The sequence below is a fragment of the Trichlorobacter sp. genome (assembly GCF_034008105.1).
Taxonomy (GTDB): Bacteria; Desulfobacterota; Desulfuromonadia; order Geobacterales; family Pseudopelobacteraceae; genus Trichlorobacter.
The window spans coordinates 41,898-56,965 of sequence record NZ_JAVEPN010000013.1; the positions used below are offsets into that span (position 1 = coordinate 41,898).

Annotated in this window: 14 protein-coding genes; 10 read left to right on the forward strand and 4 right to left on the reverse strand. The window is 59.4% G+C overall.

The window, feature by feature from the left end; genetic code table 11:
- The first annotated feature begins 37 nt into the window (after positions 1-37).
- The 10 genes from RBQ93_RS09135 to RBQ93_RS09180 all read left to right on the forward strand — a co-directional run bounded on the left by RBQ93_RS09135 (position 38) and on the right by RBQ93_RS09180 (position 10,498).
- Positions 38-1,021, forward strand: coding sequence for a beta-ketoacyl-ACP synthase III (locus RBQ93_RS09135; protein WP_320371801.1), 984 nt, complete (start codon positions 38-40; stop codon positions 1,019-1,021).
- Between the two features lie 28 nt (positions 1,022-1,049).
- Positions 1,050-1,973 carry an ACP S-malonyltransferase gene (gene fabD / locus RBQ93_RS09140; protein WP_320371802.1) on the forward strand — a complete coding sequence of 308 codons (924 nt, stop codon included), beginning with the start codon at positions 1,050-1,052 and terminating at the stop codon, positions 1,971-1,973.
- A gap of 23 nt (positions 1,974-1,996) precedes the next feature.
- A complete protein-coding gene (gene fabZ, locus RBQ93_RS09145) occupies positions 1,997-2,434 on the forward strand; it encodes a 3-hydroxyacyl-ACP dehydratase FabZ (RefSeq protein ID WP_320371803.1) in 438 nt (145 codons plus the stop codon).
- Positions 2,435-2,462: 28 nt separating this feature from the next.
- On the forward strand, positions 2,463-3,200 hold the full coding sequence (gene fabG / locus RBQ93_RS09150) for a 3-oxoacyl-[acyl-carrier-protein] reductase (RefSeq protein ID WP_320371804.1): 738 nt from the start codon (positions 2,463-2,465) through the stop codon (positions 3,198-3,200).
- 153 nt (positions 3,201-3,353) lie between these two features.
- Positions 3,354-3,587 (forward strand): acyl carrier protein, encoded by a 234-nt coding sequence (gene acpP, locus RBQ93_RS09155; RefSeq protein WP_320371805.1) that lies wholly within the window; start codon positions 3,354-3,356, stop codon positions 3,585-3,587.
- Between the two features lie 85 nt (positions 3,588-3,672).
- Positions 3,673-4,908, forward strand: coding sequence for a beta-ketoacyl-ACP synthase II (gene fabF / locus RBQ93_RS09160; RefSeq protein ID WP_320371806.1), 1,236 nt, complete (start codon positions 3,673-3,675; stop codon positions 4,906-4,908).
- A 3-nt stretch (positions 4,909-4,911) separates the two neighbouring features.
- Positions 4,912-5,364, forward strand: coding sequence for a ribose 5-phosphate isomerase B (gene rpiB / locus RBQ93_RS09165; protein ID WP_320371807.1), 453 nt, complete (start codon positions 4,912-4,914; stop codon positions 5,362-5,364).
- 101 nt (positions 5,365-5,465) lie between these two features.
- Positions 5,466-6,713 (forward strand): serine hydroxymethyltransferase, encoded by a 1,248-nt coding sequence (gene glyA, locus RBQ93_RS09170; protein ID WP_320371808.1) that lies wholly within the window; start codon positions 5,466-5,468, stop codon positions 6,711-6,713.
- 129 nt (positions 6,714-6,842) lie between these two features.
- The gene (locus RBQ93_RS09175) at positions 6,843-7,244 is read left to right on the forward strand and encodes a (deoxy)nucleoside triphosphate pyrophosphohydrolase (protein ID WP_320371809.1); all 402 of its coding nucleotides are present in this window, start codon (positions 6,843-6,845) and stop codon (positions 7,242-7,244) included.
- The gene (locus RBQ93_RS09180; RefSeq protein WP_320371810.1) at positions 7,241-10,498 is read left to right on the forward strand and encodes a UvrD-helicase domain-containing protein; all 3,258 of its coding nucleotides are present in this window, start codon (positions 7,241-7,243) and stop codon (positions 10,496-10,498) included. Before RBQ93_RS09175 ends, RBQ93_RS09180 begins: the two co-directional genes overlap by 4 nt.
- Before the next feature lie 91 nt (positions 10,499-10,589).
- Here the strand turns inward: RBQ93_RS09180 and RBQ93_RS09185 are convergent, their stop codons facing one another.
- From RBQ93_RS09185 to clpB, 4 genes are all read right to left on the reverse strand, one after another.
- Positions 10,590-11,639 carry a hypothetical protein gene (locus RBQ93_RS09185; protein WP_320371811.1) on the reverse strand — a complete coding sequence of 350 codons (1,050 nt, stop codon included), beginning with the start codon at positions 11,637-11,639 and terminating at the stop codon, positions 10,590-10,592.
- Positions 11,640-11,649: 10 nt separating this feature from the next.
- The gene (locus RBQ93_RS09190) at positions 11,650-11,901 is read right to left on the reverse strand and encodes a hypothetical protein (RefSeq protein ID WP_012470056.1); all 252 of its coding nucleotides are present in this window, start codon (positions 11,899-11,901) and stop codon (positions 11,650-11,652) included.
- Between the two features lie 120 nt (positions 11,902-12,021).
- Entirely contained in the window at positions 12,022-12,216 is a 195-nt protein-coding gene (locus RBQ93_RS09195; RefSeq protein ID WP_320371812.1) for a hypothetical protein, read from the reverse strand.
- Between the two features lie 250 nt (positions 12,217-12,466).
- On the reverse strand, positions 12,467-15,067 hold the full coding sequence (gene clpB, locus RBQ93_RS09200) for an ATP-dependent chaperone ClpB (RefSeq protein WP_320371813.1): 2,601 nt from the start codon (positions 15,065-15,067) through the stop codon (positions 12,467-12,469).
- Between the last annotated feature and the right edge of the window lies 1 nt (position 15,068).

Genomic DNA, 15,068 nt, shown 5'->3' on the forward strand with positions numbered 1-15,068 from the left:
GGAAACGGATGGTGTCGTTTCCGGGGAGGAAGGTCACATGCTGCATCCTCGCATTACAGGAACCGGTTCTGCTGTTCCTGAACAGATCCTCACCAATCAAGATCTTGAAAAACTGGTCGACACCAACGATGAGTGGATCACCTCCCGTACCGGCATCAAGGAACGTCGTATCGCTGCAGCAGGTGAATGTACCTCCACCTTTGCCACGCTGGCTGCCCGTCGAGCAATTGAGATGGCCGGCATCTCCGCCGAAGACCTTGATCTGATCATCCTCGGCACCGTTACACCTGATTTCCCTTTTCCGGCTACCGCCTGTATTGTCCAAAAAGAACTTGGCGCTAAAAACGCCGTTGCCTTCGATATCTCTGCCGCCTGCTCAGGTTTTATCTATGGCCTGAATCTGGCCGAGGCGCAGATCAAGAGTGGTATGGCCAAAAAGGTGCTGGTGATGGGGGCCGAGGTGCTGAGTCGGGTGGTTGATTTTACGGATCGCAATACCTGTATCCTTTTCGGCGATGGTGCCGGTGCAGTGGTGTTGGAGGCCGATAGCGGTGCTCAGGGTATTCTTTCCACTCACATCTTCACCAACGGCTGTCACTGGGACCTGCTGTACCAGCCGGGCCCCGGTTCACGCCATCCTGCCAGTGATGCTGCAACCATTGATCAAAAACTGTATTACCTGCGCATGGAAGGGAACGAAGTCTTCAAGCACGCCGTGCGTGCCATGGGTGACGCTGCCGTTGCCGCCCTTGAGGCCAATCAGTTGACTGCTGACCAGTTGGCGTTACTGATCCCGCACCAGGCCAACCGGCGTATCATCGAAGCCACCGGCAAGCGGATCGGCCTGCCGGAAGAGAAGGTCTTCGTTAACCTGCATAAGTACGGCAACACTTCCTCGGCCTCGATCCCGATCGCTCTGGATGAGGCCAACCGCGAAGGCCGGATCAAGGCCGGCGACCTGGTGCTGCTGGACGCCTTTGGCGGCGGCTTCACTTATGGTTCGGCCCTGATCCGCTGGTAGTTTACATTCCATAGCAAGGACAGACACCATGAGTAAAACCGCCTTTTTGTTTCCTGGTCAGGGCTCCCAGTATGCCGGCATGGGCAAGGATCTGGCTGAACATTTTCCGGTTGCCCGGCAGGCCTTTGAAGAGGCCGATGACGCTCTGGGGTTCAAGCTGTCGGCACTCTGTTTCAATGGACCCGACGATGATCTCAAACTGACCTTCAATACCCAGCCAGCCATTCTGACCACCAGCATTGCAGCATTGCGTGTGGTGCAGCAGGAAACCGGCCTCAAGGCCGACTTCCTGGCTGGTCATTCGCTGGGTGAATACTCGGCCCTGGTCTGCGGTGGGGCTCTCTCGCTGGCCGATGCAGCCCGAACGGTGCGCGCTCGCGGCACCTTCATGCAGGAAGCGGTGCCGGTGGGGGTAGGGGCCATGGCGGCCATGCTGTCCATCGAGGCCGATGAATTGGTTGCCATCTGTGAAGAGGCAGCCCAGGGCGAGGTGGTGGCGCCGGCCAACTTCAATTCGCCGGGCCAGATCGTGATTGCCGGTCATGCCACGGCGGTCAATCGTGCCATCGAACTTGCTAAGGCCAAGGGCTATCGCAAGGCGATGCTGCTGCCGGTCAGCGCACCGTTCCATTGTTCCCTGATGCAGCCGGCTGCCGACCGCCTGAAAACGGTGCTTGATGCGGTGCAGGTCAATGCCCTGACGCTGCCGGTGATCACTAACGTGGAAGCGGCCGCCAATCAGGATAGCGGCCGGGTGCGTGAGCTGCTGGTGCAGCAGGTCTGTGCGCCGGTGCGTTGGGAACAATCGGTCCAGACCATGATCGGACTGGGTGCCACCACGTTTGTTGAAATCGGCCCCGGCAAGGTGCTGACCGGCCTGGTCAAGCGGATCAACAAAGAGATGACGCTGGTCACTATCGAAGACACTGCCGGAGTTAAGGCGGCCGCCTAATCAGCGGCAAAAGGAGCTGGACCATGCTTGACATCAATCAGATCATGAAGATATTACCCCATCGCCACCCGTTTCTGCTGGTGGACCGTGTGCTGGAACTGGAGGTGGGCAAGCATATCGTGGCGATCAAAAATGTTACCATCAACGAACCGTTCTTTCCTGGACACTTTCCAGGTCATCCGGTTATGCCGGGGGTCCTGATTGTCGAGGCCATGGCCCAGGTAGCTGGTATCCTGGCCTACCAATCCGACGAGAGCGTGCGCGACAAGGTGACCTATTTTGTGGGCATCGACAACGCCAAGTTCCGCCGTCCGGTCATGCCGGGGGACCAGCTCAAGATTGAGATCGAGGTCAGTGGCTGTAAACGTGGCATCTGGGTCTTCAGCGCCAAGGCCACCGTGGACGATAAGGTGGTGACCGAAGCGGAACTGAAGGCGACCTTTGCAGACAGACAGGCGTAAGACGCTTTTATAGAAAGGAACTGTAACCATGCCAAAAGGAAAAGTAGCCGTTATTACGGGAGCTTCGCGGGGGATCGGCAAGAGCATCGCCCTGGCGCTGGCTGCCCAGGGAGCCACCATCGTGGCCATGGATATGGATCAGGCAGCCACTGATGCGGTGGTGGCCGAACTGCAGGCCGCCGGTACCAAGGCCCTGGCCGTGGTGGGCAACGTGACCGTCGCCGCCGATGTTGAGCGGATGATCGATGCTGCGGTGGAGGCGTTCGGGCGGGTGGATATCCTGGTCAATAACGCCGGTATCACCCGTGACGGCCTGATCATGCGGATGAAGGACGAGGAGTGGGATGCCGTGCTGAACGTCAACCTGAAAGGGGCCTTTGTCTGCACCCGGGCCGCCTTTAAGGTGATGAGCAAGCAACGTTACGGTCGGATCATTAACATCGCCTCGGTAGTGGGTCAGATGGGCAACGCCGGTCAGGCCAACTACTGCGCCAGCAAGGCCGGCCTGATCGGCCTGACCAAGTCTAACGCCCGCGAGATGGCCAAGCGCAATGTGACCGTCAACGCCGTGGCTCCCGGCTTTATCGCCACTGCCATGACCGATGCCCTGCCGGAAAAGGTGCGTGAAGAACTGGCTGCCCAGATTCCGCTGGAGCGTCTCGGCTCGGCCGACGACATCGCCAACGCCGTGACCTTCCTTGCTTCTGAGGCATCAGCCTACATCACCGGCCACGTGCTGTCGGTAAACGGCGGTATGTACATGTAGCCGATGGGGTTTTCAGCCGTTCAATTGTGCGGTTAATCCCAGCCTGACAGATCTGAAATTTTGCTTTGACTTTTGCCGTTGCTTCTTGCTAAGAAGCAGGTGCGTTCTGAGAACACAAAACCCGCAACGGTTTTTATCACACGGAGGTGAAAGATGTCTGACGTCGCAAAAAGAGTAAAAGAGATTATTGCTGAGCAGCTTGGTGTGGACGAGGCTCAGGTGGTTTCCGAGGCTTCCTTCATGGACGACCTGGGTGCCGACTCGCTGGACACCGTTGAGCTGGTGATGGCTCTGGAAGAAGAGTTCGATATCGAGATTCCTGATGAGGACGCCGAGAAGATCCAGAGCGTGCAGGATGCCGTTGATTACATCACCGAGCACACCTAGGACCTGGTGACGTATAGAGTATCTGAAGGAGGGGAACTGTTCCCCTCTTTCACTTTATTGTGACCATCAGATTCAGGAGCAAGCCATGAGAAGAGTTGTCATCACCGGGGTAGGCGCGGTTTCGCCGCTGGGAACCGGCAACCAGAAAAACTGGGACGCCCTCATTAACGGTCGGTCTGGCACCGGACTGATCACCCGTTTCGATACCAGCGCCTTTCCGGTCAAGGTAGCCGGCGAGGTAAAGGATTTCGATCCTGAGCAGTTCATCGATAAAAAAGAGGTCAAGAAGATGGACCTCTTTATCCAGTACGCCATGGCAGCTTCCCAATTTGCCATGGAGGACTCGGGACTGCAGATCACCGAGGAAAACGCCGAGCGGGTCGGGGTGCTAGTTGGGGCTGGTCTGGGTGGTCTGCCCACCATCGAAAAGTACCACTGCGCCTTTTTGGAGGGTGGCTACAAGAAGATCTCTCCCTTCTTCATTCCGATGCTGATCATCAACCTGGCGCCGGGTCATATCTCGATCAAGTACGGCGCCAAGGGCCCTAACGTGTCGTCGGTTTCTGCCTGCGCCACCGGCACCCATTCGATTGGTGATGCCTACCATATCATTGCCCGCGGTGATGCCGACGCCATGATCGCCGGCGGCACCGAGTCCACCGTGACCCCGCTGGGGATCGGCGGCTTTGCCGTGATGAAGGCCCTGACCGACAGCCGTAATGACTGTCCCGAACGTGCCTCCCGTCCCTTTGACAAGAGCCGTGACGGCTTCGTGCTGGCTGAAGGCGCCGGTATAGTCATTCTGGAGGAGTACGAGGCAGCCAAACAGCGCGGTGCTAAGATCTACGCCGAGGTGGTCGGGTACGGCCTGACCGGCGACGCCTACCACATGACCGCTCCGGCGGCCGGTGGCGAGGGCGCTGCCCGCTGCATGAAGATGGCCCTCAAAAATGCCGGTGTCAATCCTGAGCAGGTGGGTTACATCAATGCCCACGGCACCTCCACGCCGTTCAACGACTTAAACGAATCGCTGGCCATCAAGTCGGTCTTCGGTGACCACGCCTACAAGCTGATGGTCTCTTCCACCAAGTCGATGACCGGTCACCTGCTGGGGGCCGCTGGCGGTCTTGAGGCGGTTATTTGTAGCATGGCCCTGGAAAAGGGGATTATCCCGCCGACGATCAACTATGAAGAGCCGGACCCCGAGTGTGATCTGGACTACGTGCCCAACACGGCCCGCGAGGCCAAGGTGGAGTACGCCATGAGCAACTCGCTGGGTTTTGGCGGCACCAACGCCACCCTGCTGTTCAAAAGAGTGTAACTGATGAAGATCGCCATCGGCGCCGACCACGGCGGATTCGAACTGAAGCAGGCCCTGATCCCGTTCCTGCAGGGGCGTGACATCGAGGTGCTGGATGCCGGCACCCATTCCGCCGATTCGGTGGATTACCCCAACTACGCTGAGGCAGTGGCGCTTTTGGTGGTGCATGGCGATGCTGATGCCGGCATCGTGATCTGCGGCACCGGCATCGGTATCTCGATCGCCGCCAACAAGGTGCCCGGTATCCGTGCGGCCCTGGTGACCAGCCCGGAGATGGCAGCCCTGGCCAAGCAGCACAACAACGCCAATGTGCTGGCCTTAGGGGGGCGCATTCTCTCGCCGGAGACGGCGGAGGCCTGTGTGGCAGCCTGGCTGGATGCCGCCTTTGAAGGTGAGCGGCACCTGCGGCGTCTGGATAAGATCAGCGCCATCGAGACCAACAGCAACTGCCGTTAAGTTTGGCAATTTACGAAGAAAACGGGCGGGACTTGCAGAAGTCCCGTTTCGTGTTTACAGACCATGTATACAGCAGACCATTGCAGATAAGGAGCAGGAGCATGTCAATCCTTGATACATTCGATCCCGCCGTGGCCGAGGCGATCCGTCACGAGACCGAGCGCCAGGAGTACAACCTGGAGCTTATCGCCTCCGAGAACTTCGTGTCCGAGGCCGTGTTGGAGGCCCAGGGCAGTGTGATGACCAACAAGTACGCCGAGGGCTATCCCGGCAAGCGCTACTACGGCGGTTGCCACCACGTGGATGTGGTGGAGCAGCTGGCCATTGATCGCGCCAAGGAGCTGTTCGGTGCCGAGCATGCCAACGTGCAGCCCCACGCCGGCTCCCAGGCCAACATGGCGGTCTACAATGCCGTTTGCCAACCGGGCGACACCATTCTGGGTATGAATCTGTCCCACGGCGGTCACCTGACCCACGGTAGTCCGGTCAACTTCTCGGGACGTTTCTACAAGGTGGTGCCCTACGGCGTCTCCCAGGAGAGCGAGACCATCGACTACAGCGAAGTGGAGCGGCTGGCGGTCGAGCATAAGCCCAAGATGATCGTGGTGGGCGCCAGCGCCTATCCCCGCATCATCGACTTCCCGGCCTTCCGTGCCATCGCTGACAAGGTCGGCGCAGTGGTGATGGTGGATATGGCTCACATCGCCGGTCTGGTGGCCGCCGGGGTGCATCCCAGCCCGGTACCGTACGCCGAGTTCGTGACCACCACCACCCACAAGACCCTGCGCGGGCCACGGGGCGGCATGATCCTGTGTCGTGAGGAATTTGCCAAGACCGTTAACTCGCAGATCTTCCCCGGTATCCAGGGTGGCCCGTTGATGCACGTCATCGCCGCCAAGGCGGTGGCCTTCAAGGAAGCGTTGCAGCCTGAATTCAAGAGCTACCAGCAACAGATCGTCAAGAACGCCAAGGCGCTGTCTGAGGCGCTGATGAAGCGGGGCTTCAAATTGACCTCCGGCGGCACCGACAACCACCTGATGCTGATCAACTTCTCCGGTACCGAGATTACCGGCAAGGCGGCCGAAGAGGCGCTGGACAAGGCCGGCATCACCGTCAACAAGAATACCGTACCGTTTGAGACCCGCTCGCCGTTCGTCACCTCCGGTATCCGGATCGGTACTCCGGCCTGTACCTCCCACGGCCTGAAAGAGTCCGAGATGGATCAGGTGGCCGGTTTCATCGCCGACGCCATTGCCAATATCGGTAACGATGAAGCGCTGGCCGGCATTCAGAAGCGGGTCAACGAGTTGATGAAAAAATTCCCGCTGTATGCCAATCGCTTGAAGTAAGGCACGCTTGTCGCAGTCCCCTGCAGACGGCCCGTTGCAGCCAGCGACGGGCCGTTTTGTCTGTTGTGAGTTGTCTGGTTTTGTGGTTCTATAGAGCACTTGACACCGCTAAGGAAACCCCTGACTGTCGTGACCGCTTCCCATCCCCATATCCAGGTTGTCTGCGCCGTGATCGAGCATGACGGACTGATTCTGGCCACCCAGCGCTCCAGCAGTATGTCGCTGCCGCTCAAGTGGGAGTTCCCTGGTGGCAAGCTGGAACCGGGTGAGTCGCTGCAGGACGGTCTGCTGCGAGAACTGCAGGAAGAGTTGGGCATTACGGTCAGGGTTGGGCAGAGGCTGGCTTCGGTCACCCATCGCTACCCCGGTTTCACGGTGACCCTGCATCCCTTTTGTTGTGATCAACTGAGCGGAACCATTACCCTGCATGAACATCAGGCCAGCTGCTGGCTGCCCCCCGCACGACTGCGTGAACTGGATTGGGCCGAGGCCGATTGGCCGATTATCAATGCGCTGGCAAGCCTGACATGAACTACGTTGCTGATCTGCATATCCACTCGCCGTTTTCCCGCGCCACCAGCCCTGACTGCAGTCCGGCCGGTCTGGCCGCCTGGGCGCGCATCAAGGGGATCCAGATCGTCGCCACCGGCGACCTGACCCATCCCGGTTGGCTGAGTCGTCTGCAGCAGGAACTGGAGCCTGCCGAGCCGGGCCTGTACAGGCTGAAGGACGAGTCGTCCATACCGGCCATGCTGCCCGGTCTGCCGCCCAATGATGCACCGGTCAGGTTCCTGCTTTCGGCTGAGATCAGCTCAATCTACAAACGTCACGGCCAAACCCGCAAGGTGCACAACCTGCTTTACCTGCCGGATTTTGCCGCTGCCCAGCGTCTGAACGCCAGGCTGGCCGGAATCGGTAACATCGAGTCCGATGGCCGACCGATCCTGGGGCTGGACAGCCGCAACCTGCTGGAGAGCATGCTGGAGGCATCCAGCGACGCCTTCATGGTGCCGGCCCATATCTGGACCCCCTGGTTTTCGCTGTTCGGCTCCAAATCAGGTTTTGACAGCATTGAGGAGTGCTTTGGCGATCTGAGCGAGCATATCTTCGCCCTGGAGACCGGCCTCTCGTCCGACCCGGACATGAACCGGCTGATCTCCGGGCTGGACCATTGCGCCCTGATCTCCAACTCCGATTGTCACTCTCCTTCCAAGCTGGGGCGCGAGGCCAACCTGTTCAACACCGGTTTTGACTTCTATTCACTGCGGGACGCCCTGAAAGAAAACCGCAAGGATCGTTTCGTCGGCACCATCGAGTTTTTCCCCGAAGAGGGCAAATACCACTTTGATGGCCATCGTGACTGCAAGGTCTGTCTTGATCCCCATGAATCCAGAAAGCTGGGCAATCGCTGTCCGGTCTGCGGCAAACCGCTCACCATCGGTGTCCACCACCGGGTGCTGGAGCTGGCTGACCGCGAGAAGCCGCTGTACCGAACAGATGCTCCCGGCTTTCATTCACTGATTCCGCTACCCGAACTGCTGGGTGAGTTGCTGCAGGTGGGGCCGGCTACCCGGACTGTCACCGACCAGTACGCCAAGTTGATTGCCCGCTTCGGTTCTGAATTTAACCTGCTGCTGCACACCCCGCTGGATCAGCTGCGGGACTACGAGCCGCTCTTCGCCGAGGCGGTGGGCCGGATGCGTGAGGGCAGGGTGCTGCGGCATCCCGGGTATGACGGTGAATTCGGCACGATCAAGGTTTTTGAGGAGGGTGAACTGGTACAACTGACCGGCCAAACAAGCCTGTTTGGCGAACCAGCCGGACTCAAGCGTGGCCGTAAAAAAACAACGGAAAAGGTGCCATTGCCGGTCTTGCCTCCCCTTGAACTGACCAGGCCAGAATCAGTGCTGCCCAGTGGTCCTAATCAACAGCAGCAGGCTGCCATTCAGGCCGGTGGACGACGGATTTTGGTGGCGGCCGGGCCCGGTACCGGTAAGACCTTTACGCTCATCTCCCGTCTGGCACGACTGCTGGAACAGGGGGCAGAGCCAAGCCGGGTAGTGGCGATCACCTTCACCAACCGGGCCGCCGATGAACTGCGTGAGCGCTTGAAAAAACGGTGTGGTGCGGCGGCTGATCAGGTCTTTGTCGGCACCTTTCACCGCTTTTGTCTGGAGGGCCTGCGGGCTGCCAATCCTGGCCTGGCGGTAGTGGGACCTGAAGAACGCGATCGAGTGCTGCGGCGACTGTTTCCAGAACTGGGGGGCAGCGAGCGAATCCGTCTGACTGCTGAACTGGCCGCGCACTTCCTGCGCAGCGCAGCTCAGCTGAGTGAACAGGTGCAACGCTATGTGGACGAGTTGTTGCGCCTGAACGCCATCGATCTGGATGCCGTGGTTCCGGTCTTTGTGCAACTGCTGGCCGCTGACCCGCAGTTGTGCGAACAGCTACAGCACCAGGTGGGCTATCTGTTTGTCGATGAATTCCAGGATCTGAACCGTTCGCAGTACGATTTGGTACAACTGTTGGCCCACGGGGCCGAGGTGTTTGCCATCGGCGACCCCGACCAGGCCATTTACGGCTTTCGTGGCAGTGATCTGCGCTATTTCTTCCGTTTCGCCGAAGAGCCGGGCACGGTACTGCTCTCGCTCAGCACCAGTTACCGTTCTGCCCCGGCCATCGTGCAGGGGGCCACGGCGCTGATCAGCCGCAATCTGATTCGCAGCGGTCTGCCGCTTCAATCAGATCAGAGCTGTCCGTCCAATGGCGTGATCGAACTGCACAGCGCGCCGTCACCAGCAGCCGAAGCTGAACTGATTGTGCGACGGATTGAAGAGCTGCTGGGTGGTATCGAGAGTTTCTCGCTGGCAACCGGTCGGGGGGGGGATCAGCAGGCTGGTGGCAGTCTGGGGTTCGGTGACATCGCGGTGCTGTTCCGGTTGGGACGCCAGGCCGAAGAGCTGTCCGTTGCCTTGAATCGTCGCGGTATTCCGTTTCAGCTGGTGGGCGCTACCCCGTACTACCTTTCACACGGTCTGCGTGCGGCCTATTACTTTATCCAGGCCGCCGCCGGCAGCCAGAGTATGGCCGAATGGCTGGAACTACTGGCAACCTTAAAAGGTGTGGGGACCACCACGGTGCAACGGCTGGATGCTCAGCTGCCGCTGCAGGGAGATTTTTTTGCCGCAGTGGGGCAGATCAAGAAACCTGCTGCAGCCCTGAAGAGTGCGCTGGCAGAACTTTCCAGCCAGCTGGAGCGCTTCCGTCAGGATGTTGTTAAGGATGGCCTGGGAGCCGCCCTGGAGTCTGTGCTGCGCTATCTGGAGCTTGATGCAGTTGGTGAAGGAGAACGTCGTCTGGTGCAGTTGGCCAACAGTTTCGGAACCGACCTGACCGCCTTCAGCCAACACCTGCGTCAGTACGCCAGTGCCACGGTCTATGACCCGCGGGCCGAGGCAGTAACGTTGATGACCTGCCACAGTGCCAAGGGACTCGAATTTCCGGTGGTCTTTATGGTGGGGCTGGAAGAGGGGATCTTTCCCTGTACCCTGATGGGGCCGCCCGACGTGGAAGAGGAGCGGCGGCTGTTCTACGTGGGGTTGACCCGTGCCCGTGAGCGGGTGATCCTGACCTCAGCCCGGCGACGTCCCTGGGTGGGCAACGGTGAGCTGCATACCGCTTCACGTTTTATCAGCGAACTCCCGGCTGAACTGTTGACCCGGCCGGAGCCGCAGAAAGCGCGCCGTAAACAGGAGGATACAACGGTTCAGCTGGACCTGTTCTGATGACGGCCGGAGTTGTAATGCCCTGAAAAAGCGAAAGGCCCTGGTTCCCACGCCAGGGCCTTTCCGTATTTCATGGCGGAAATACGTGCCTTTAGGCCTTTTCAGTCACCGCCTTTTTCACTGGGCCGTTGCGACGGATGGCGGCGGCAAATTCCATCCAGAAGACGAGGTAGATCGAGATCATCAGCGAGAGGCCGATGTTCTGGTTCTCTGCGCCCAGTGCCTTGGCAAGAATCGGTGAAGCAAAACCGGCGCCAAGTGTTCCGGTAACCCGCTCAAGCAGGTAGAAGATCGGCAGGGTCAGCAGGGTGCCCACCACCATGATCGAGATGCCAGGCAGACGCTTGACCCAGTATTTGGGGGAGAAACCGTACATCCGCATGAAGATCACCACCCAGATGATCCAGACCGAGTAGTCGACGGCGGCGTCCGGCAGGGCCAGCTTGTTCTTGACCAGCGCGATCTCCAGTACGGTAACGGCACCCAGCAGGGTGAACATCCAGTTGAACTTCTCCGAGGCCTGGGTCTGCCAGTTGCGGCTATCCGGGGCCGGAGCCTCGTTGTAGGAGTGATTGTGGGTGCCCAGGGCCGAGAACAGGATGGCAAACCAGATGCCGGCGTTGTGGAACAGGAGCGAGGCATGGTTGCCGGAGACGTTGGCGATGCGGGACATCGGGTCGCGGATGAAGTCAGCGGCGATCCGCATCAAGAACAGGTTCACCACCACGGAACAGGCGATGATCACCGCCAGGGTGAACAGGCGTCGTGGCAGCAGGTAGGGGTCGACCCGATCAGGGAAGCCGATGATGAAGGCCAGCCAGATCAGGAACATGATCAGCGGAATGCCGTAGGTGATGCCGTAGACCGAGTTGCCGGCAAAGTCACCGTGCTGGGCGTAGATAATCAGGTTATTGCTGGGATCGGCATCGGTGTTGGCGGCGGTGACCACATCCTTGGGCATCTTCTTCAGGTGCGGCAGCAGGCCCATGGCGTACCAGCCGTGGTCACCCTGGGTGGTGTCGACGATCCAGTAATCGTTGCCCATCATATCGTCGAGACCTTGGAACATACGCATGCTGAAGGCGGCGCAGAGGATACAGACCACCAGCAGCAGGGCGGCGTGAGATAGTTTCATCGGCATGACGGATCTCCTAGTCTTTGTGGGTGGTCCAGAACATCGACACCGCATTGGCGGCAAACAGGCCGTAGAGCCACATGGTGTTCCAGGCCGGGCCGGACCAGTGGCTGCCGTGACCGCCACCGATGACGCCGGCAGCGACAATGATACCCACCATGGCGGTAAAGGACACCATGGCAACGGCACGCAGGATGGAGCTGTTGCGCCAGGTGTGGCGTTCAAGCTCCTCAATCCGCTGCATCAATTCAAGCTCTCTCTGGGTCATGTTTCTTCTCCTTTGCGCTCGTAATACCGATAAACAGCAGGGATACCATGAGGGCTCCCACAATAAGTACAGGGTGCAAGCTGGTGGACAGATGATAGAGCATGGTCGTTTCCTTGGGCGTTAGGCCGGTACTGCCGTCAGGGTACTGGTCAGTGGTACGCGGTCAGCCAGTTCCAGGTATTTGGCGCATTCAGTAAACTGTTTATTGCAATAGCGGATGATCATGTTCACGTCGTGTGGGGATATGTAGCCGCATCCCACATCGCACAGATCGTCGTTTAAACCGTAATATGGACAGATAGGTCTGTTCTGCATGCCTTCTACTTAGCAACTGCTATGCCAGAGTGAAATAAATGCTTTTTGTCTTGTAACATGCTGAAAATATGGGGAGATGTATAAATGCTCATGCGGTGCTGCAATTTGCAAAGTTGCAAATATGGTTTTGGGCGATTAACTGAATTGCAAAATTGCAAATGAGGGGAAGGGCACAGAAGGGTAAACCCGCCAACGTGCCCCGGATGTCAGGCAACGCTGGCGGGTTGTGGGTGTGGTGCAGCTGGTATGCTCAGCGAATGACCAATACGCCGTCTGCAAGTGCGACTGAGATGGTGCCGCCATCCGTTACTTGGCCGGCGATGATGGCTCGGGCCACCTTGGTCTCCAGTTCACGCTGCAGGTAGCGCTTTAAGGGTCGAGCACCGTAAACCGGGTCATAGCCCGCTTTGGCAATATGTTTTAATGCCTCATCACTGATATCCAGGGTGATCCGGCGTTCTTTCAGTCGTTCAATCAGTTGTTGGGCCAGCAGACCGGCGATCCGGGTTACCTCGTCCAGGTGCAGCGGTTTGAACAGCACGATGTCATCCACCCGGTTCAGGAACTCGGGCCTGAAGGCATGTTTCAACTCGTTCATTACCGCAATGCGGGCGCTCTCCCTGATATCACCGTCCGGGGTGATACCCTCCAGCAGGTGCGGTGCGCCGATGTTGGAGGTCATGATGATCACGGTGTTCTTGAAGCTGACCGTGCGGCCATGGCTGTCGGTGACCCGGCCGTCATCCAGGATCTGCAACAGGATGTTGAAGACGTCGGGGTGGGCCTTCTCGATCTCGTCAAACAGCAGCACACAGTAGGGCTTGCGCCGTACCGCCTCGGTCAGCTGGCCTCCCTCCTCATAGCCCACATAACCGGGAGGGGCGCCGATCAGCCGCGACACGGCAAACTTCTCCATGTATTCCGACATGTCGATCCGCACCATATTCTCTTCCGAGTCGAACAGCGACTCGGCCAGGGTGCGGGCCAGTTCGGTCTTGCCCACGCCGGTCGGGCCCAGGAAGATGAAAGAGCCGATCGGCCGCTTGGGGTCCTTGATGCCGGAGCGGGCCCGCAGCACCGCGTCCGCCACCAGTTGTACCGCCTCGTCCTGGCCCACCACCCGCTGGTGCAGGATCTCGTCAAGCTTGAGCAACTTTTCCCGTTCGGTCTCCACCAGTCTGGTCACCGGAATGCCGGTCCAGCGGGCCACGATCTCGGCGATCTCATCTTCGGTCACCTCTTCCCGCAGTAACTTCTGACCGCCCTGTTTGGTATTCAGGCTCGTCTCTTCGTTCTTAAGTGCGGTCTCCAGGCCGGGCAGTTCGGAGTACTTCAGTTTAGAAGCCTGCTCCAGGTTGTAGGAACGCTCGGCCTGTTCGATCTCGCGGCGGGTCTTCTCAATCTGTTCCCGCAACCCCTGCACCCGCTGGATGGCAACCTTTTCGGCATCGTACTGGGCCCGCATGGCGGCGGCCTTTTCCTTCTCTTCGGCCAGTTCCTTGCGCAGGTTTTCCAGCCGTTCCCGGCTGGCCTGATCCTTCTCTTTTTTGAGGGCCTGCTCTTCGATCTCCAGCTGCATCACCCGGCGGGAGATGGTGTCCAGCTCCGAGGGCAGCGAGTCGATCTCGGTGCGCAGCATGGCGCAGGCCTCGTCCACCAGGTCGATGGCCTTGTCCGGCAGAAAGCGCTCAGTGATGTAGCGGTGGGAGAGGGTGGCGGCCGCCACCAGGGCGTTATCCTGGATCTTGACCCCGTGGTGCACCTCGAAGCGTTCTTTGAGGCCCCGCAGGATCGAGACCGAATCCTCCACCGTGGGCTGGTCAACCATCACCGGCTGGAAGCGCCGTTCCAAGGCGGCGTCCTTTTCGATGTTCTGTCGGTACTCGTCCAGGGTGGTGGCGCCGATGCAGTGCAGTTCGCCCCGGGCCAGCATCGGCTTGAGCATGTTGCCGGCATCCATGGCCCCTTCGGCCTTGCCGGCCCCGACGATGGTGTGCAGCTCGTCGATGAACAGGATGATCCGGCCTTCGGCCTGTTTGACCTCGTTCAGGACCGCCTTGAGCCGCTCCTCAAACTCGCCGCGGTACTTGGCCCCGGCGATCAGGGAGCCCATATCCAGGGCAAAGATGGTCTTGTCCTTGAGGCCTTCAGGCACGTCACCCTTGACGATCCGCTGGGCCAACCCTTCCACCACGGCGGTCTTGCCCACCCCCGGCTCACCGATCAGCACCGGATTGTTTTTGGTCTTGCGGGAAAGGATCCGGATCACGCGGCGAATCTCCTCATCGCGGCCGATCACCGGGTCCAGCTTGTCGGTGCGGGCCATCTTGACCAGGTCGCGACCGTACTTTTCCAGTGCCTCGTACGTTTCCTCAGGGTTGGCAGAGGTCACCCGCTGGTTGCCCCGCACCTCGGAGAGGGCCGCCAGCAGCTTGTCCTGGGTGATGCGGTACTGTTTCAGCAGTTTGCCGGACGGGCTGGCCTCGCCTTCGGCCATCAGGGCCAGCAACAGATGTTCCACCGAGACGTATTCGTCTTTCAGCCGCTTGGCCTCGGCCTCGGCCGCCACCAGCAGGCGCGAAAACCGTTGCGATACGTAGATCTTGCCTGGTTCGGCGCCAGGTCCCGAAACCCGAGGCCGTCGATCCAGTTCAGCCTCGGCTGCCTTTTGCAGGGCAGCCAGGTCGATGTCCATCTTGGTCAGTATGCGGGGGATCAGGCCATTTCCCTGGGCCAGCAGGGCCCACAGCAGGTGCTCACCATCCACCTCCACGTGGCCGTAGCTGGTGGCCTTGGTCTGGGCAGATGATAAAGCCTCCTGGGATTTTTGAGTAAAACGGTTGATGTCCATG

Excerpts from the sequence above, each read along its gene's own strand:
- fabZ (WP_320371803.1), top strand. The coding sequence starts at position 1,997 with ATGCTTGACATCAATCAGATCATGAAGATATTACCCCATCGCCACCCG.
- RBQ93_RS09185 (WP_320371811.1), bottom strand. The coding sequence starts at position 11,639 with ATGCCGATGAAACTATCTCACGCCGCCCTGCTGCTGGTGGTCTGTATC.
- acpP (WP_320371805.1), top strand. The coding sequence starts at position 3,354 with ATGTCTGACGTCGCAAAAAGAGTAAAAGAGATTATTGCTGAGCAGCTT.
- fabD (WP_320371802.1), top strand. The coding sequence starts at position 1,050 with ATGAGTAAAACCGCCTTTTTGTTTCCTGGTCAGGGCTCCCAGTATGCC.
- RBQ93_RS09195 (WP_320371812.1), bottom strand. The coding sequence starts at position 12,216 with ATGCAGAACAGACCTATCTGTCCATATTACGGTTTAAACGACGATCTG.
- RBQ93_RS09135 (WP_320371801.1), top strand. The coding sequence starts at position 38 with ATGCTGCATCCTCGCATTACAGGAACCGGTTCTGCTGTTCCTGAACAG.
- rpiB (WP_320371807.1), top strand. The coding sequence starts at position 4,912 with ATGAAGATCGCCATCGGCGCCGACCACGGCGGATTCGAACTGAAGCAG.
- RBQ93_RS09190 (WP_012470056.1), bottom strand. The coding sequence starts at position 11,901 with ATGACCCAGAGAGAGCTTGAATTGATGCAGCGGATTGAGGAGCTTGAA.
- glyA (WP_320371808.1), top strand. The coding sequence starts at position 5,466 with ATGTCAATCCTTGATACATTCGATCCCGCCGTGGCCGAGGCGATCCGT.
- clpB (WP_320371813.1), bottom strand. The coding sequence starts at position 15,067 with ATGGACATCAACCGTTTTACTCAAAAATCCCAGGAGGCTTTATCATCT.
- RBQ93_RS09180 (WP_320371810.1), top strand. The coding sequence starts at position 7,241 with ATGAACTACGTTGCTGATCTGCATATCCACTCGCCGTTTTCCCGCGCC.
- fabF (WP_320371806.1), top strand. The coding sequence starts at position 3,673 with ATGAGAAGAGTTGTCATCACCGGGGTAGGCGCGGTTTCGCCGCTGGGA.
- fabG (WP_320371804.1), top strand. The coding sequence starts at position 2,463 with ATGCCAAAAGGAAAAGTAGCCGTTATTACGGGAGCTTCGCGGGGGATC.